The organism is Aquiflexum balticum DSM 16537 (assembly GCF_900176595.1).
Lineage (GTDB): Bacteria > Bacteroidota > Bacteroidia > Cytophagales > Cyclobacteriaceae > Aquiflexum > Aquiflexum balticum.
Map to the genome: position 1 here is coordinate 2,298,854 of NZ_LT838813.1, position 20,135 is coordinate 2,318,988.

10 protein-coding genes are annotated in these 20,135 nt (G+C 38.9%); 7 read left to right on the plus strand and 3 right to left on the minus strand.

Annotated elements, in window-relative coordinates; all coding sequences use genetic code 11:
• Nucleotides 1-6 precede the first annotated feature (6 nt).
• The 3 genes from B9A52_RS09875 to B9A52_RS09885 all read right to left on the minus strand — a co-directional run bounded on the left by B9A52_RS09875 (nt 7) and on the right by B9A52_RS09885 (nt 2,847).
• Nucleotides 7-348, minus strand: a complete 342-nt coding sequence (locus tag B9A52_RS09875) for a hypothetical protein (RefSeq protein WP_084120220.1) — start codon at nt 346-348, stop codon at nt 7-9.
• 209 nt (nt 349-557) lie between these two features.
• Nucleotides 558-1,790, minus strand: a complete 1,233-nt coding sequence (locus B9A52_RS09880) for a M48 family metallopeptidase (RefSeq protein WP_084120222.1) — start codon at nt 1,788-1,790, stop codon at nt 558-560.
• 7 nt (nt 1,791-1,797) lie between these two features.
• Nucleotides 1,798-2,847 (minus strand): PorP/SprF family type IX secretion system membrane protein, encoded by a 1,050-nt coding sequence (locus tag B9A52_RS09885; RefSeq protein ID WP_084120223.1) that lies wholly within the window; start codon nt 2,845-2,847, stop codon nt 1,798-1,800.
• A gap of 82 nt (nt 2,848-2,929) precedes the next feature.
• Here B9A52_RS09885 and B9A52_RS09890 point away from each other — a divergent pair, with 82 nt between their 5' ends.
• From B9A52_RS09890 to B9A52_RS09920, 7 genes are all read left to right on the plus strand, one after another.
• Nucleotides 2,930-8,434 (plus strand): T9SS type B sorting domain-containing protein, encoded by a 5,505-nt coding sequence (locus tag B9A52_RS09890; protein WP_084120224.1) that lies wholly within the window; start codon nt 2,930-2,932, stop codon nt 8,432-8,434.
• Nucleotides 8,435-8,451: 17 nt separating this feature from the next.
• Nucleotides 8,452-9,201, plus strand: coding sequence for a peroxide stress protein YaaA (gene yaaA / locus B9A52_RS09895; protein WP_084120226.1), 750 nt, complete (start codon nt 8,452-8,454; stop codon nt 9,199-9,201).
• A gap of 206 nt (nt 9,202-9,407) precedes the next feature.
• Nucleotides 9,408-12,881 (plus strand): hypothetical protein, encoded by a 3,474-nt coding sequence (locus tag B9A52_RS09900; RefSeq protein WP_084120227.1) that lies wholly within the window; start codon nt 9,408-9,410, stop codon nt 12,879-12,881.
• Between the two features lie 300 nt (nt 12,882-13,181).
• Complete coding sequence (locus B9A52_RS09905) at nt 13,182-15,878, plus strand: hypothetical protein (protein ID WP_157370118.1); 2,697 nt, start codon at nt 13,182-13,184, stop codon at nt 15,876-15,878.
• A 148-nt stretch (nt 15,879-16,026) separates the two neighbouring features.
• A complete protein-coding gene (locus tag B9A52_RS09910; RefSeq protein ID WP_084120231.1) occupies nt 16,027-17,268 on the plus strand; it encodes an MFS transporter in 1,242 nt (413 codons plus the stop codon).
• A complete protein-coding gene (locus B9A52_RS09915; RefSeq protein ID WP_231955558.1) occupies nt 17,220-18,677 on the plus strand; it encodes a glycoside hydrolase family 140 protein in 1,458 nt (485 codons plus the stop codon). Before B9A52_RS09910 ends, B9A52_RS09915 begins: the two co-directional genes overlap by 49 nt.
• Nucleotides 18,678-19,003: 326 nt before the next feature.
• Complete coding sequence (locus tag B9A52_RS09920; protein WP_084120233.1) at nt 19,004-19,858, plus strand: alpha/beta hydrolase; 855 nt, start codon at nt 19,004-19,006, stop codon at nt 19,856-19,858.
• The last annotated feature ends 277 nt before the right edge of the window (nt 19,859-20,135 follow it).

The window sequence follows — 20,135 nt, forward strand, 5'->3', positions numbered from 1 at the left end:
GACTCTCTATTTATCCGACCCAACTGACCTTTTATTGGGTTGATTTCTCATCGTTCCGAATTTTTCATTACGACGTGCCTTATCGGCATTAACGTTTGGATCCTCATGAGAAGGTAGTTCTCTTCCTGTATCCTTGTCGCTTCTGTTTCTATCTTTGTCAGAATCTTTGGATTTAGAAATAATATCAAGGTTTCTCTCTTTATCTTCATCAAGTTCAAATTCGCGGTCAGAGTCTCTTTCATCGCGATCAGTTGGATTCAGGTCATTTCGTCCGCTTTCTTCATTGGTTTTCTGAATAGACTTGTCCTCATGCTGAGAATTGCGGTTTTCGTTTTCTTGTTGGTTCACGTTTCCTCGGGTTTATATTCTGAATAAATTATTTTCAAATTTACCTTACTCAATCAATCATTGCATTACATGAAATTTCAAAAAAGATGTAAAAATCGCAGTAAGTTTTAATTTTGGATTGTTCACAAACTTGAGGGCAGGAAAATATTTGAGCGTGTTAGGACTCATAAATCAAAAATAATATTAAAAATTTCTGTGAATGGTGGTAATTATTTCTCCAGTTTTTCCAGTCTTTGAAGTAAAGGCGGATGGCTGTAGTTGAGAAAAACATAGAGGGGGTGCGGATTGATGTTGCTCAGGGTATTGACAGAAAGTGTTTTGAGGGCTTCTGCCAAAGGTTTTCCATCATAAGTTTCCTTGGCATAAGCATCAGCTTCAAATTCGTTTTTCCTACTCAGCAAGTTCATTCCGATTCCTAAAATGGAGGATATTGGTGAGAAAAGGATGGTAAAACCTATGATATTAAGATGAATTGCCATTTGGCTGCCACCTAATGCGAGGCTCATGTTTTCGCTGTGAATAAACTGGGCAAGAATGAAAAGTAATATACCAACTTGAACCACCGACACTAACATTCCCCAGATGATGTGTCTTTTTTTATAGTGACCTATTTCATGGGCAAGGACAGCCACCAGTTCGTCAGGCGGATGCTGTTCGATTAAAGTGTCGTAAAGGACAACTTTTTTTCTCTTGCCAAACCCTGAAAAGAAAGCATTGGCTTTGGAAGATCTTTTGCTCCCATCCATTACAAGAATATTGTCTAAGGGAAAGTTGACCGATTTGGCATAATTGACAATAAGCTTCTTTAATTCCCCATCTTCCAAAGGAGTAAGTTTATTGAACAAGGGTAAAATCCAAGCTGTATAAAAAAGATTTACAGCGATCATAAAAAATGCTGAAATCAACCAAAACTGCCACCAAAAATCTTTGCCCATTTGATGTATCAATACCAACAACAATCCCAAAAGGCCTCCGCCCACAACAATCGAAATTACGTAGGCTTTTAGTTTATCGAGTAGATATGTTTTTTTTGTGGATTTGTTAAATCCAAATTTCTCTTCGATTGTAAAGGTATGATAATAATCAAAAGGAATAGAAAGTAAATCTGATCCTATAAATACAACAGCAAAATAAACCAAAGAAAGAATTATGGGATGGCTTATTTTATCAGCCAACCACGCATCAAGCCATCCAAAAAATCCAAAATATATAAAAGCAAAAGTAATGATAAAAACAACAGTACTTGTCAGAACTCCAAATTCAAAATTGGCCCAATGATAAGACTTGGCTTCTTTGAGTTTTTTCAGACTTACATACTGTTCCAAGGTTTTTGGTATTGCAGGAACAGGTCTTTTGATATTTAGATAACTGATTGTTTTTTCTGAGATAAAACCAAAGCTAATAATACCCAATATCAGGTATTTGATCCAAATTGGCTCCATTTTACAATTAGAATTTAGGACAGGGAAGCATTGTATCTCTTTTTCTGGTTTTGGATTGGTTTCTGTCGGCTAATAGGAAAGCAATACTGACTTCATGTGCCCCTCCGGATTGTATACCCAACTGGGATACTGTATAATCAAAGCTGTATCCCATACTCATTCCTGAAGGTAAGTTGAATCCGACCATAAATACAATGGCATCTCTATTATTTTGTTGTTCGACTGGTTTGTAGGGAAGCCCCCTATACCATATGCCGAGATTCAACGGCTCCATATGTAAATAGGCTCCGATGTCCAATTGTTCAAAAGGACCCTGTTTTTTATAATTTATTGTTGGGAGCAAGAACCTTTCTTTGCGCATATGGGTGAAGTCACTGCGGTAACTTCCTGATCCAAGAGATATCCTATAGCCGGTATGGACAGAAAATTTTGCAGGTAAATTACTTACACCTTCAATAAAAGACTGATTGGGTTCGTTAACATGATGCGCGGATACGCCGAGCCAAAATTTGTCAGTGAAAAAGAGGCCTCCAAAAGACAGAGAGACTAAGTTGACAGGTTCTCCTGAACCCGGCAAATCTGTACTTGGCAGAAGATCTCCAAACGGGTCAGATGGATTGATTTGATTTGCAAAAACAAGGTTGTCAAAAAAGCCAATATCTCTTCTGATATAAGCTGCCTGGAACCCTGGTCTAAAGTAAGCATTTTCACCCACTCTTAATTCATAAGAGTATAATCCTGCTGCAGTAAAGGACCTTAAATTGGCTCCTCCTTCCACATCATTCATTACCATAAAACCTACACCACTGTTGTAGTCATCCAGATATGTATCAAAATATGCAGAAAAAGTTGTAAACTGCGCATCCAAACCGGGCCATTGATTTCGGTAATTGGCGCCAAATCTTGGCATCAATTCAGAACCTGCAAAAGCCGGATTTAGATATAAAGGAGCTGCGTAATATTGGCTATATTGCGGATCCTGTGCTGCGAGATTACCCGTCCCAAGACCTAAAATCAAGGGAATAAAAAAAAGACGAAGTAAATAAGACCTTTGCAAGTAGTTATTCGTTATGTTAGTGATTAAACCCAGCTTCTAAACGTTTGCAACATTTTGTTGTTTAGTAAGCAACGTGTAAATTATGAAAAGCCTTATAAATTCCATAAAATTTATTTTATTTTTTAGGTTAGTTATTTTACTAAGCTTTTTCCTGTATTCGAGCAACTCTTTTTCGCAGGGATTTAATAACAATGAATGGATTTTTGGAGAGTGCGGAACAGGTCAGAACAATATTCTTTCTTTTGGAAAGGGTGGTGACCCTATTGTGAGGGAGCTTCCAGCAGGAGTTATTATCGGACAAAACAACAATATAGTCGCCATTGATCCCATCTCGGGAAATGTGGTTTTTTACTCCAACGGAGTTTTGGTATATGACGCCAACAATGAAATTCTCGAGGGAGTGGCGCCCGGGATAAACGGCAATATTAACGGGCATCAGGATTTGGCAGTCGGAGTATTGGATTATGACCCAAACGGAGATAGATTATATTACATTTTTTATCTAAATCCTGCAGGTGATATGCAATATGCGCTAATCGATATGAATGCACCTGGACAAGCAGTCGGGAATGAACCTCCTTTGGGTGAAATCATTGCAAAAGACCAAGTGATTTCAGGAGCGGTTTCTGGGCCCATCTTGGTGGTTAAAACCCCACAATCACCTTCATACCTGATCAGTTTTGAAGGAGGCAGTTTGGTTTCCAGAAGATTAGGGGATAATGAGGGGGAATTTATTCTGACTTCAAATACAGGTATTTCTTTCACGCCAAAAGCGATGATTTTTGACGAGTCCTCTCAAAAAATCATATTAATTCCAGAAGACCCTAATCAGGACATTCAAGTAATTGATTTTGATACCGCAAGCGGAAATTTTGGAGCAGTTGAGTCTATTTCCGAATCAAGCAATGGAAGTGATTTTGGTGGGGCATCATTTTCACCGGATGGGGATTTTATTTATTTCTCCAGAGAAGATGAATTGGTAAGAGTTCCTTCCAACGACCTCTCCGCAAATCCTGAAGTGATTCCCCTTGAGAATAATGTCTATCAAATTTATGATGTCAAAGTAGGCCCTGATGGCAATTTATATTATATCTATGAAGAAGTAATTGGTGGTCCTCAACTCATTGGCAGGGTAGAAAATCCTGATATTGAGGATTTGGCTGAGATGGAATTGGATGAAGACCCATTTGATGGGACTGATTTCTGTGGGCGGATTTTCCCTCAATTTGCACCGAATCAAGATGTCAACCCGACCGTAGATTTTACTTGGACGCCAGATGAGCCTTGTGCCAATAATCCGATTCAGTTAACCAGCTTAATCACTCCGGAAAATTATAGACCTGTTAGTTTTGAATGGACTTTTACGCCACCATTGGTTGATGAAGATGGAGTTCCTATAGACATTGACTTTACCCAAGAACATCTCCTTATTCCCGAAGAAGCTACATCAGAACAAAGTATAGAGGTTAGTCTTACAGTTACATTTGCTGATGGATCCACAACTACAGTAGATAAAACAATAACTCTTAAACCCAACGATCTTCAGGTACAATTCAGTACACAGGACACTACTGTCTGTGAGGGTGCTTGCGTAGATATAGGCTCACTTTTGGAAGTTCAACAAGGTGAAGGACAGGGCGGACAAGGCGGGCAAGGTGGTCAAACTGAAAACTATGAATACTTCTGGTCCAATATAAGGGAGTGGAGAAGTGATAAGGACAATTGTGTGGATCTTCCCGGTCTTTATTGGGTTCTTGTAAGAGAACCCGGCTCTGAATGCTATGCTTATGGTAGTATAAGGGTCAGAATTTGGGATTTGGATGATCAAAGTAATAATGTTTGGTATTTTGGTGACGGTGCAGGGCTTGATTTCAATCCTGACCCCAATGATCCAAATGGTCCTGTCCCCAGGCCTGTTGGTCACAACCAGAATATCCCGGCAGGTACCACCACTATTTCTGATGAATCCGGCCAGGTACTTTTCTTTACAGATGGAGAATCCGTGTGGGACCTTAATGGAAACCTTATGGCAAACGGGGATAGCATTGGAGGGAGCAATCAATCTACCCAAAGTGTTTTGGCAGTCCCTGTTCCTCAGGATGAAACTATTTTTTACCTATTTACGACACAACAGGCCTCAGATGGAAGCAATCAGGTTAAGTTTTCAGTGGTTGATATTAAAGTGGAGAATCCAACGGGTGTTGGGAATGTGGTAACAAAAGATAACTTTCTTTTTAGCCCAAGTACAGAGCACTCTGCTGCTTTGGCATCAGGTGATACAACATGGGTTTTATTTCATGAATTGGGAAACAATACCTTTAGAGCATATCCTGTATCAATCCATGGCATCGGTAGCCCTGTTTTTTCCTCCGTTGGGTCCAATCACGGATTCAATACAGGTGTAGGCACCATGAAGTTCAGTCCCGATGGAAGTAAAGTGGCTGTCACCATTCAGGATGGAAGTTGCAGTAGATTGGAGATTTTTGATTTTGATCAGAGTACCGGCATCATGACAGAGTATGCATTATTGGATTTGGGATGTAATAATGATGAGATATACGGACTTGAATTTTCAAATGACGGAAGCAGGGCTTATGTTTCCTACCGTGGAGGCAGTGGAAAGGTTGAGGAGTTTTTGATCCAAAGCCCGGAAAGTACCAGTGATACGCCCCCTGCTTGTGGTCAATGTTTCGAAAATGCAAATACAAGAGCAGCTAGAGAAAATTGCATTTTAAATTCTTCGGTTAGAAATGTTTTGAGCACCTCGGGTCCATTTGGAGCTTTACAGATAGGTCCTGATGGCCAGATTTATGTTGCAAGACCAGGACAAAATGTGTTAGGGACCATCAATTCCGGCCAAGATTGTAATAACAGCACCTATACTGAAAATGGTACTTCCACGCTTTTAGGCACCACCAATTTGGGTCTACCTTCCTTTGTCCAACAATCAGGCAGCAGTATTCCTGAACCACAATTAGGAGGAACTGACAGACTTTGCCTAGATCCCAATTCAGGAGCTTTGGGCTTATTTGAAGGTGGGGGCGAGCCCGATATTGACAGTTATTTCTGGACAATAGTCCATGAAGATGGAGAGGCTGATTTGACCAATTTCGGAGGGCCCGGTGAGAATTTTCAAAGCTTGGAGCATGATTTTTCGCGCCCAGGAAATTACACTGTGACTTTGCGTGTGGATAGGTGTGGAGATCCGGATTTTTATGAAGCATTTTTGGAAGTTTTGGTAGTAGCACCACCTGAACTCACCTTGCCACAGGCCGAGACACTTTGCCTGGGCAACCCAATAAGTCTGACTGCTATAGATGGATATGATCCGGCAGAAGGATTATATGATTTTGAGTGGAGAAATGCGGCAGGCCAATTGTTTGGTGATGTAAATTCCAATACCATTTTTGTCAATGAAGAAAGTATTTTCACAGTTATAGTTTCTCACCGAATTCCTGCAGATGCAGATCCTGAATTCTTTGATCCCTGCCCTTCGACCGCTTCGGTTTTTGTTGGGCCTGCATTTGAGTTTGAACTCACCCAAAGTGCAGAAGAAGTCTGCTACGATGAATCTTTGGTGGTGTTTGCTCCGGACACTCCTGTATCCGGAGAATGGTTTTATCAGGCCCAAGGAACCCAAAACAGAGTTCCTTTAGGCGAATTCTTTGAACTGCAATTAGTTCCAAGTACTCTACCATCTCCTGGTATTTATGAAATCATTTTTGTGACAGAAGATCCGATATTAGCTGGATGCGTGGTGGAAAAAATGTTAGAGCTGCTGGTATGGCCTTTGCCTGCAATGGAAGCTGTGGTACTGACAGATGCCGATGATTGTCTTGCGGCTAATGGAAGCTTCGAAGTAACAATGTTGGGAGATGCTGATTTGGTGACGGTACTCGAAACCGGTCAGTCATTCACCAATGTAAGTGCAGGTGATGTTTTGCCGGTTTTTACAGATCTTGAGCCCGGATTGTATACAATACAAGCTTTAAATGATGCAGGTTGTGAATTTACACTTCCTGTAGTTGTACAGAATTTGAATCCTCCTACTGGTATCTCAGATTACGAAGTGTCAGTAACACCTGAGACATGCTCGCCCACGGGAATAAACAATGGTGAACTTGTTGTTCGGTTTACCCAAGGTCCCCAATCGGGATCATATCGTATCATCAGACAGGAAGATGGACAGGAAATCACAGATACTTTTGCTAATGTAGATAGTTTGAACATTGAGTTGGCAGGAGGAAGTTATCTGCTGGTATTGGAGGATGAACTGGGCTGCGCAGTTACTGATACTGAAACCTATATCATTGAAATAGCAGAAAGGGTGGTTTTTTCAGTTCCCACTGATTTGAATGCTTGTGGTAGGTTTGTCTATGAGCCTCCAACAGGTCAAGACCTTACCTTTACAGTAATCGGACCAACAGGAAACCCCATTCAGCAAGAACAAGATGGTAGCTTTATTTTGGAATTTACCGGTATATATACTTTCCAGGCATTCGATCCGAATGGGATTTTATGTCCTAGTGAAATAGTATTGGTGCAGGTTCAGATATCTGACCCTATAGATTTCTCATTAACCGAACCTATTGTAGATTGTGACTTGGGTGTTTCTTATAGTGTTGTTTTGTTTGGTTTCAATCCGAACAATGCCAATTTCTTTTGGAGAGACGAATCAGGACAAATCGTGGGCAGGGATCAGCAGTTTTTTCCGCCCAATGCAGGTTTGTATTCCGTAGAAGTTCAACCAAGAAGTGGAGGGCTTTGTCCAACAAACATCATTGAGTTTGAAGTTGAGGAATTTATTGACAGTGTGGATCTTGAATTAGAAGCTTTGCCATTCTGTGCCGAAGATACCTTTACTGTTATTACTGCTGTAGCCGACTTTACTTTGGTAACCGAGATTAATTGGTTTAGAGTTGAAGGGAATACCCAAATTCCTCTGCCTGAAGAAGATGGCTCGGAATCAATTACTGTATTTGAAGATGGAGTTTTCCAAGTTGTACTTACAAGTATTTATGGATGTGAATTGGCTAGAGAGCAGATTCAAATTACCCAATCATTTGTTGAACCACCAGTGCTTTTGCCGAGTTATACTATTTGTGCGATAGAAGATGTTGTGACCATACTTGATCCGGGGAGCTTTGATAACTATGCTTGGATTTTGGATGGCGATACCCTTGCCACATCAGCAAATTTCACTCCAACACTTCCTGGAATTTATGAATTGGTAGTATCAGATGTATTGGGTTGCGAGTTTATCATCAACTTTGAAATAATTGAAGATTGTGCTTTGAGAGTCAGATTCCCTGATGCGATTGTTCCTACCGATCCGAACAAACATTTTGTGGTTTACACCAATGATTTTATTGATGAATTGGAGGTGTTTATTTTCAATAGATGGGGAGAACTGATTTTCTATTGTGAGCAAAGAAACATTAACGGAGAAGTTGGCATCTGTTTTTGGGATGGGACTGTCAATGGACAGATTGTACCTATTGGGACATACCCCGTGGTTGTTCAATATAAAAGCAATAAACAAAACGTATCAAATAAAATTATTAAATCAATAGTGGTTATTGATTAATTATCAAAAGTAGTATTATGATTACTCTTATTTCACCTGCAAAAACTTTAGATCTAAGTACAACCAATATCGAATTTCACTCGCTTCCGGATTTTCAAAAAGACACTTTGGAACTTGTGTCAATTTTGAAAAAAAAATCTGTTCATGATTTAAAAAAGATGATGGACATCAGTGACAATCTTGCTGAATTGAATAAAAAAAGGTACATCGAATTTCAAAATTTTTTTGATTTGAATAATTCCAAACAGGCACTTTTGGCTTTTAAGGGGGATGTTTATACACATATTGATGTGGAGAATTTTTCAAAAGATGAGTTTGATTTTGCTCAAAATAATTTAAGGATTTTATCGGGGCTTTATGGACTTCTAAAGCCTTTGGATCTGATGCAGCCTTATAGGTTGGAAATGGGAATAAGGCTGGAAAACAAAAATGGGAAAAACCTTTATGAGTTTTGGGGGAAAAGGATTTCAAAAGCAATCAATGAAGTAGCTAAAGGTGACCCGATCATTAATCTGGCATCCCAGGAATATTTTAAATCCGTGGATCAAAAGGAGATAAAAAGCCCGATTATCACGCCTGTTTTTCAGGAGTTTAGAAACGGGAAATACCAGGTGGTCGGATTTTTTGCCAAACAGGCAAGGGGAATGATGGTAAACCATATCATAAAAAATAAAATCACTGAACCCGAATTGCTGAAAGGGTTTAATGATGAAAAATATGAATTTGCCGGAGAAGATTCCAAAGGTGTTTGGAGATTTGTCAGGTAATTTTTTCGTGCGAAACCTAATCACTTAATTTATTGAATTACAATAGGTTAAAAGTGCCTGGTTTAGGTTTAAAATTAAATAAAAATCCAGTAAAATGTTTTTCAAATAAAAAAAAATGTATTTTAAATAACATTTTTCTTTTTTAGTTTGATAAAATCATGTAGATTTGAAATCTATTCTCGCAGAAAATAAATTTACAGATATACATGAAAAAGTCACTTTTCATTATTGTCCTTTTTGGTTTATTTACTAATGGAGGTTTCGCATCCATTCTGAAAACTGCCTTCGAAAAAGAAGAATTCGAGTCTGTACATGCTATGTTTTATCAGACGGATGAAAATTTTTCCATCACAGGTCCGAATGAATTGTGTATGTATAATGGAAATGTAATTGGAGAATTCTTTGGAGGAGGTTTGTCTACAGATGTTTTTAGGTGGAGAGTCATTCATTCCGATGGAAGTATTTTGGTGGATAGGGTTGGGGCTTTTCAAACTTTTAACCATACTTTCTCTGAGGCGGGTTTTTTTGATATAGAATTGACAGTAAGGAGAGGCGCAAATCAGATGTTTTCCGGCACAAAAACAATCAAAATCAATCCTGATCCTGATTTGGTCTTGGCGGGTTCGTATTTGCTTTGCGAGAATGGAACAGCTACCCTGACATTGCTCAATCCTGAATCTGATGTGAGTTCCTATCAAATTGAATGGTTTGATGGTAATGGAAATACTATTGGAACCGAAAATTCGATAGTAGTTGATAAACCTGATAATTACAGGGTAGATTTCAACAAAACAAGCGGAGAACTAGGTACTCCAGTTTGCCATTTAAGTCTTTCTACTTTTGTGTATCAGCCAAAAGATTATTCTATTTCCATAAGTGAATCTGAGGTTTGTTTTTCCGGAACGGATATTACCGTGTCAGCAAGTGGTGGAGCTTTCGGAAGTTGGTTTTATCAAAAGGAAGGAACTGAAGTGAAGGAATTATTGGGTGAAGGTAATGAATTGGTATTTAGAAGAGGTGTTTTGGATGGTCCAGGTAATTACGATATTATTTTTGAAGTTGATAATAGCGCTAATGAATATTGCAAATTATCAGATTCAGTAACTTTAAATTTAATTGTGCAGCCAAGTTTCCGTTTTTATTTTGAAAGTGGGTCTGAAACCTGTGGTAGCGAAGATGGAGTTTTGGTCATTCTTCCTTCAGTGGATTTGGATTATGTGCAATTAAGGAAAGATAATGAAAATCTTACCCGTTTATTTAATCTCAAGCAAGGTGAGGAATTTAGGATATCGGGCTTGAAAGCTGGGGTATATAGAGCATCCGGAGGAATAGGCTCCTGTACCACTGGAAGGTCTGCAGCTGTACCCCATTCAAATCCAGGACCTGATTTGCTTTATTCACTTGAAGAAATCATTGGTGAAACCTGCAATGAAACAGGGAAGATAAATGGAAGTTTTAAAGTTAAAATGCTGGAGGAAGGGGTAGGCAGGAATTTTATAATTTACAATTCGAATGGAGTTTCAATACAGTCAGGAGCAATAGAAAATAATGAGTTTGAATTCACGGGTCCTTCCGGGAATTTTTATTTTGAAATTATAAATCAAGAAGGTTGTGTAAATCCAAGTCCTGAAAGAATCAGAATTGAAAGTAAGGGACAGGTTTCTTTTTCAGTGCCAACAAGGATTACCGTTTGTGAAACATTTGATTTTATCCCCGATACCAATGAGGATCTGATTTTCACCTTGACATTTCCCGATAATTCAACAGAAATCAAAAAAGCAGGAGAATCATTTGTTCTGAATCAAGAAGGTACTTATACCCTGAAAGGTATTGATGCTGATTTAGAGAGAGCTTTCTGTCCCAGAGAATCCAGTTTTATAGTCAATTTGACTTCTCCTGTAGCATATGAACCTGAATTGGTTTCAAAGGATTGTTTTGGCAATCAGCAGTTCAAAGTAAATCTTTTTGGTTCGGATCCAAGTAAGGTCGATATCAGGTGGTTTAACGAAAACAATCAGATAGTTGGTACAGGTGAAATCCTTTTCCCGACTTCCCACGGCGAATTCAAGTTGGATGTACAACCAAAAAACTCGGAATCCTGCCCCATGCCTCCAAAATCATTTATTGTAAATAAGCCTGTTGTCAATTTGGATATCTTGATGGAAGCAGGAGTACTCTGCCCGGGTTCGGATTCCTCAATTACCCTAGTGACTGATTTGGGCGGGTTTTCCTCCAGGATTCTTTGGTATTTTATTGATTTGGACGGGAATGTTTCGGAATTGCAGGATTTTGAAGATCAGACTCAAATTTCAATTCAAAATCCCGGAACTTATGAATCCGTTGTTTTCAATGATCTTAATTGTGAAATCGGGAGAGCTTTTGTTTCAATTGCTGAAAATTCTGAATTTGCTGATTTTGAATTACCGGAGAAGCTGATTATTTGTGAAAGCTTTGAATATTTTCCGGAATCGGAATTGGATCTTTTTTACGAAGTTATCCGACCAAATGGAGATCAGATTACCGTTTCAAAAGATATTCCTTTGATAATTGATCAATTTGGAGAGTATTCTTTTACTTCATTTCCATCCAACATCTCAGAATCTTTTTGTCCCATTACCAAAACGGTGACAGTGGAGATTGCGGATGCAGTAAGGTTTGAGCCTGAACTGTATGAAAAGGATTGCAATGGAAGGTTGGTTTTTAGGGCCAACTTATTCGGGACAGATATTACTGAAGTTGATATCTTTTGGTTTGACGAGAAGGGAGAGTTTGTGGGAAATGAAGAATTTATGGAACCAGTTTCCTATGGTGAATTTTCGTTGGAAGTAAGACCAAAGGGCAGTAAAGGTTGTCCGGCTCCAAATAAAGTAGAATTCGAAGTTATCAAGCCTGTTGTTGAATTGGATGCAAGATTAAATGCTACTCCCTTTTGTCCAGGCAATGAAACTGTAACCTTAACTTTGGAAGGAGATTTGAATCAGGTCAGCAATATAAATTGGTATTTTTCAGATCATTCGGGCAGGTATTCAATTCTTGAAGATTTTAGCGGTCAATATGAAATTGCTGTGTCAGAAGAAGGAACCTATGAGGTCGAAGTATTTAACGATATCAATTGTCTTTTATTTAAGGATTTGATATTGGTGGTCAAAAGCAGAGATGAGGTCAGACCTGAAGTGAATGAAACCTATCAGATCTGTGCTCAATTGGGAATCGCTGAGGTTATTGATCCTGGAATTTTTAGTTTTTACCAATGGTATTTAGAGTCAGACTTGATTTCTGAAGATCCAACATTCAGTCCCAAGGTTGCTGGAAATTATACATTGACTGTAACCAGTTTTGAAGGATGTGATTATTCTGCTGCGTTTACGGTGGTTGAAGAATGTAATGTAGAGGTAAAGCATCCCACAGGCATGAAGATTAATGATCCCGAAAGGCCGTTTTTGGTCTATACCAATTATTTGGTGGATCAATTGGATATTTGGATTTATAATAAATGGGGACAGTTGGTTTACCATTGTTCAACAACCAATCTGAGTCAAGGCGAACCATATTGTATTTGGTATGGGGATCTTAATGGAGAGACCATTCAGCCGGGAAGTTATTCTGTGAAGATGACTTATAGAAATAATTCTGAAAAAATTTCAAATTCTACTTTTAGTAATCTGATGGTTTTGGAATAATTTTCGGTAGGTTGTTTGATTACATTTATTTGCAGGTTGCATATGGAATATTTTTTTATAAATCCTTTTCCTGAATTTGGTAGGAAAAATTAAGCATAATTCATTGTTTGACTTCCTTGGATTTGGTCAGGTTTTCTCATTCAATTTTCAATTGGTGTTTTTAGTTGGTATTGTTTTTGTTAAGTTTGAGCGGAGGAGGGGAATATGAAAAACACATACTACTCCTCACTATCTCGCTGAATATCAACTAATAGGAATTGTTTTATGGGGAATTATGGTCACTTTTTAGGACTGAAAGGTATGAAATGCCTTTTTATTTGTGTCTTGATATTTTTATCAGGATCAGGATTTGGGAAAAATATTGAAAATAACAATCCGAATGACCATACTTTCTATGGGCTTAATTCAACCCCAGAGCTGACTGGCCCTGACAATCTCTGTATAATTTTCGGAAGTGCGATTGCGGATTTTTCCGGAGGAGGAAATCCTGCAACAGATGTTTATAATTGGGTAATTACCAATTCCTCCGGACAGGAGCATTTTTCCAGAAATGGCGGGGCAACTTTTCAAAATATAAGTGTCCAATTTTCAGAATTTGGCAATTATAACATCTCACTGAATGTGAGGAGGGGGAATGATATTATTTATACCGGTTCCAAAACATTATCAGTCATCCAAGGTCCTGAACTTGTTCTAAAACCTGACTATCTACTTTGCGGAAGTGAACCAGCCATAATAACTGCTATAAATCCCAATACTCCCAATATTGGATCCTATATATTTGAATGGAGAAATCCGGCAGGGGTACTTGTAGGAGATCAAAATGAATTAACTGTCCATGAAGAAGGTCAATATTTCATTACCTTGTATTTGTCCAATTCCTCAGGAGGTACTGATTGTCAGATTAACGGGAATACCTATGTCGGTCCCCCGCGGGACTTTTCCTTATTGATCTCCAATGACCAAATTTGTCAGGGAAATTCCATAAATATTTCTGTAGATACCCCTTTGATCGGGGAATGGTTGATTCAAAAAGTTGGGGTTTCACCATTGAATTCAGTTGGGACGGCTTATGAATTAACACTGGATTCTGAAACCGACTTGGATGGACCGGGTAACTACAGAGTGGTTTTTCGAAATCAGGATGATCAATATCCAAATTGCGTCTCAGAAAGAGATATTTATTTTTCAATTCATGAAAGGGTGGAATTCAATATTTCAGATGTTTTTCCCGCTGGTGATTGCGATTCTCCTAATGGCAGTTTTAGGTTTAATGCTGACTCACCCATTGAGTTATTGAGAATTCCTGAACTGACATTCTCTGCCAATAACTTAGCTCAGGGAGAATCGGTTTTATTTGAAAATCTTTATCCTGGTATTTACACTATTGAAACACAGTTGGATGGATGCAGTAGAAATGAAGTGATCGTTGTCCCCAATAGTAGCCCTGTTCCAGAAATGCTTTTTACAGTAACTGAATTTGAGGAATCGTGTACTCCTGTCGGTAAAATGGATGGGTCTATCAGGGTTGAATTTTTGAATGGACCATTCACAGGTCAATATAGGATAGTAGAAGCAAATGCAGCCCTGTCATTGAGCGGGGCAATTTCAAACGCTTCATTTTTTGAGGTTGATCTTCCGGGTGGTCAGTATGCCATTGAAATAATTTCACAGACGGGATGCAAGCTACCTCAAGAATCCTTCATCGATATCGCTATCAAAGAATTTGTTTCATTTTCAATCCCGGAAGTAGTGAATGTTTGCGGTTCAATGGATTTTGTTCCGGCCACTGAGGAAAACCTTCTTTTTATATTGACTTATCCTTCCGGGGAACAAGTTTCCAAGGAGGCGGGACAATCTTTTATACTTGATGTGCCTGGGATATATCAAGTCTTGGGAAGAAGTACGGAAATTGAACCGGCCCTATGTCCCAGGAGTCAGCAATTCGAAGTGGTTTTGATTAACCAGCCAAATTTTGAACCAGTACTTGAAAGTGAGGATTGCTTTGGTAACAAGTTGTACAGAGCAGAACTTTTCGGTACGGATCCTTCAAATTTATCTATCCGATGGTATGACAGAAATTTTGAGATAGTTGGTAGAGGAGTCCAGTGGTATCCAACAGGGTATGGGGAGTTTTATTTGAATGTTCAGCCTAGGGGCAGTGCACTTTGTGAATCCAATCCCAAATTATTTGAGGTGACGCAGCCAGTTTTTGAAGTTGATGTTGAATTGACCTCAGGATTGATTTGTCCCGGGGGACTTTTGACTACTGTTGTTTTGGAAAGTGATTTTGAAGAAGTAGATAGAATAGAATGGATTTACATTGATCTGAACGGAGTTCAATCAACTTTAACTCAGTTTGCAAATGAAAAACAGATTGATGTTGGCTTGGTGGGAACCTATGAAGCAGTGGTTTACAATAGAATTGGTTGTGAAATAGGGCGTGATTTGATTTTGGTATTGGAAAGCGAATCTCAGGAAAGGCCGGAAGTCAGAGCATCTTATTCTATCTGTTCTGAATCCGGATATGGTGAAATAGTAGACCCGGGGAGTTTTGTCTCCTATGAGTGGTTTTTTGAAGGTGAATTTATTTCTGATTCACCTACTCTTAAATTGAACAGAGGAGGACAGTATTCGCTGTTTGTCACTAATCAGGACGGGTGTGTTTTTGAAGCTTCATTTTCGACATTTGAGGATTGTACTTTTCAATTCGTTTTCCCCAATGCGATGGTTTTGAACGATCCTGATAAGATTTTTGAGATAATTGTGAATGATGCCGTAGACTTTGCCCAACTGTGGATTCACAACAGACAAGGGGAGTTATTTTATTTTTGCGAAGGAAAGGATGTACAGTCAAGGCTGGCTTTTTGCCAATGGGATGGCATGAAAAACGGAAAGTATATTCCAGTAGGCAACTATACCATGACGTTGTGGATAAGGAGTTCAAGGTTTGGATTGGAGAAAAAAATCAGTCAAAATTTGACGGTCTTGAAATAATCCATCAAATTTTCTTTGTTAAGTTGATAGGTTTGAAATAAATTTTTACAAATGGAGAAGCCTATCCTTAATATTTTTTATATATTTTCCGAATGTTTATTATTCAACCCGTTCAAAAAAGTCATTAACCTCTTAAACCCCAACCAACATGAATGAAAATATCAATAAAAGTGCACTGTTTAATGGTAGTTGCTTTGCACTGATTACTACTGCATTCACCTTTGCTATTAGAGCCGGAATATTGCCCCAACTTGGTCAAGAATTCGGTCTTTCTGCTGAACAACTAGGATTTATTAACTCCATGTGGTTCCTGGGATTTCCGATTTCAATGATCATCGGAGGACTTGTTTACCATTCATTTGGTCCTGCCAACATTATGAGAGTGGCTTTTGTAGCGCATACTTTAGGAATTATACTTACCATCTATGCAGGTGGATATGTAACTCTTCTGATTTCCACACTCTTCATTGGTTTTGGTAACGGATGTACAGAAGCCGCTTGTAATCCGATGATTGCTGATATGTACTCCGGAGTGAAGATGAACAAGATGCTCAATAGATTCCATATGTGGTTTCCTGGAGGTATTCTCCTTGGAGCGTTGATTTCCAAATTCATGACCGATGCAGGTGGATTTTTGGCAAGCTGGCAAACCCAAATGTGGGTTTTGATGATCCCTACAGTTATTTATGCAGTGTTGTTTTTTGGCAAAACTTTTCCAAAACCAATCGTGGAAGGCGTCACTTCGCTTAAAAACAACTTCAAGGCTATGTTTAGCCCCATATTCATATTTTTATTTGTATGTATGTCACTAACAGCAATCTCGGAATTTGGTCCAAATCAATGGGTAGTGTTCATTTTGGGTAGTAGTGGTGCAGATCCTATGTTAATCATGGCTTTGACATTTGGCGTGATGGCATTTGGAAGATACTTTGCTGGTCCGGTAGTTGAAAGGTTAGGCCAAACTGGAGTTTTATTGTTTGGCGCAATATTGACTGCAATCGGAATTTATATGTTCAGTACTGTTACAGGACCCATATCTTATTTTGCAGCCTTTATATTTGGAATAGGAATCTGCTACTTTTGGCCCGTGATGATTGGGGCTACCGCCCAAAGAGTTCCACTAAGCGGCGCAATAGGTATGTCCGTAATTGGTGGAGTAGGCATGTTTGCCAATTCCATTTTCAATCCGATTACAGGGAGGTGGATTGATAGTGCCAGAGAATCAAATGTAGCAGCCGGACTCTCAGGAGACGCCTTGGAATTAGCAACAGGTCAAGATACGCTTGAAAAGATGTTGCTTTTCCCTTTAATCCTTATCGTCCTATTCACTATATTTTTCTTTTGGCAAAAAAACAACAAATCAACAGAAGCAGTACCAACTGCACATTAATTATTAAAGGCAGCTTTAGGGCTGCCTTTTTTCTTCCCATTCCCATGAAAGGAATTTTCCAAACTCTGACGTTGCTGCTAGTACCGGCGCTATTGATGGGGCAAGTCCCGATCCAAGGTCCCATTAAGATTTCTGAAAATAAGAGGTTTTTTACCCAGCATGATGGTAGTCCGTTTTTCTGGATGGCAGATACTGCTTGGGAGTTATTCCATAGAACAAATAGAGAAGAAGCGGATTACTATTTGACTATAAGGGCCAAGCAAGGATTCAATGTGGTACAAGCTGTAGCTTTGGCGGAAATTGACGGGCTTAATGATCCAAATTCATATGGAGAAGTCCCATTTCAAAATGTAGAGTCCTTATCATTTAATCAAAAGTATTGGGAGCATGTTGATTACATCATTGATTTAGCTGCTGAAAAGGGAATCCACATTGCTCTGTTACCTACATGGGGAGATAAACTTTTTAAAGATTCATGGGGAGTTGGTCCTGAAATATTTTCTAAGGAAAATGCAGAGCAATTCGGGGAATTGATCGGTGCAAGGTATGCAGACAAAAAAAATCTGATTTGGGTTTTAGGTGGAGACCGTAATCCAAGAAAGGATTTCGAAGATGTCGAAATTTGGAACCGAATGGCAAAAGGAATAAAGTCCCACTCCAATAAGAATAATCCAATACTGATGACTTTTCATCCCCAGCCAAACCGACCTGGAGGATCGTCAACTTGGTTTCATCAAGAAAAATGGTTGGATTTCAATATGCACCAAACAGGTCATTGTCCAAACCAACCCACATACAGGATTATCAGTCATGATTATGGGTTGAATCCCACGAAGCCTACACTTGATGGAGAACCCCTATATGAAGAACATCCCAACTGTTTCAATGCAAAAGAACTGGGATATAGCAACCCCGATGATATCAGAAGGATTATGTACTGGAATGTTTTTGCAGGAGGTGCTGGGCAAACGTATGGTTGCCATGCTGTCTGGCAAATGTATACTTTGGATAAAAAGCCGATCAATGGACCATTGAAACCTTGGCAGAAATCCTTGGAACTGCCCATGGCCAATCAGGTCAAGCACCTGAAGAACCTGATGCTGTCTAAATCTTATTTCAATAGAATTCCTGATTTTGGCCTGGTAAAAAGCAAACAGGAGGATGATGAACATTTTGTAATTGGGACAAGAGATACTGCAGGAACCTATGCCATGATTTATTTTCCATCAGGGAGAGAAACAGAGCTAGACTTTTCAATATTGGTTAACAATAAAATAAAAGCAGAATGGTTTGACCCAAGGACAGGTGTGAAATTTCCTTATACAGGAAATGAACTGACCAAAGGAAAAAACAGGGTATTACCTCCTTCTCAGGGAAAAGGGAATGACTGGGTTTTGATTGTTAATTAGAAGGCAAGAATTTAATTGGTATTTTTCTAAAATGGTCGAAAAATCCTTGAAGATATGAGAATTGCTTCCCCAAAAAATAACTTTTCGGTTGTGGAATGGATGCTCCGATAACCAAAGTAAATTATCAGTTTCAATAACCAGTAAAATTGATTAGAAACCAAATCTTTTTCCTACAAGTAGAAATCAAAATTTATTTTAATACATCGGGTCATGAAATGGCAATTATTTTTTTACTTCATGTAAGATGAATGAATTTAGATTAAATAGAGTTAAACCATGCAGTCATAGGTATGTTAACTTACTGGTGTAAATCTTAAATGTATTTTATGAAAATTTACAAACGCTATCTTCTTTGTGCTATTCTTTTGCTGGCTTCTTTTTCCTGTTCTTTCAAGGGAGTTCATCGGAGTAAGGAAATCACCTACTTGGAAAATGGATTTTTGGGAAATCTCCCTGAAAAGCAGTTAAATGTTTTTGCCCCAAAAAAAGCCAATGGAAGCAATCCGGTCTTGCTTTTTATTCATGGCGGTAGTTGGGATTCGGGTAATAAGGATATCTACAACTTTCTCGGGTCAAGATTGGCAAGAAAGGGAATCGTAGCCGTTATCATCGATTATCCCCTCAGTCCCGATTATCAGGTTCACGATATGGCAAAAGCATCGGCGCAGGCTGTTAATTGGGTAAATGAAAACATCAACACTTATGGAGGAGACCCTGAAAGGATCTTCGTCTCAGGGCATTCTGCGGGCGGGCACTTGGCGAGTTTGATTTCTGTGCGGGATGAATATTTTGATACCTTAGGTGTGGAAAATCCCACTAAGGGAACCGTCCTGATAGATGCGGCAGGTTTGGATATGTATTGGTTTTTGAAGGAAATGAATTATGCTCCTGGGACAGAATACCTCTGGGCATTTACAGATGATCCTCAGGTATGGAAAGATACTTCCCCCATTTATTATTTGGATAAAAAAGACCCTCCTATGCTGATCATGATGGGAGGTAGAACGCTTCCTGGAATAGAAAAGACTACGGAAAGGTTTTTGGAGGAATATAAAAAAATAGAACCTGAGCCTAATTTTCATCTTCAAAAAAGGAAGAAGCACAAACCCATGATCGTACAGTTTATCTACAGCCCAAACAAGGTCTATAAATGGATCGGGGAGTTTATGGAGATTAAGTGATGATCTTAAAGTTGAAGATATGATTACAATAAATCCTCCATAAATGGAAAGTTGTAAATACGATTTCAACTTTATGTTAGGTTGATTCCGATTTTGGATCGCTAAAATAAAACCCATTAAAGCATCACCATGGACAGGTTTCAAGGGAATTCATTTGATGGGGTTCAGCAGATGGATTTAGGGAGTTTTTTGAGGGGATAGGCAAATTGGTTCAAGTTTTCAGACCCACTGGTTCAAGTCTTTGACTTGGACCAAAAACATAACAGTCTTCAGACTG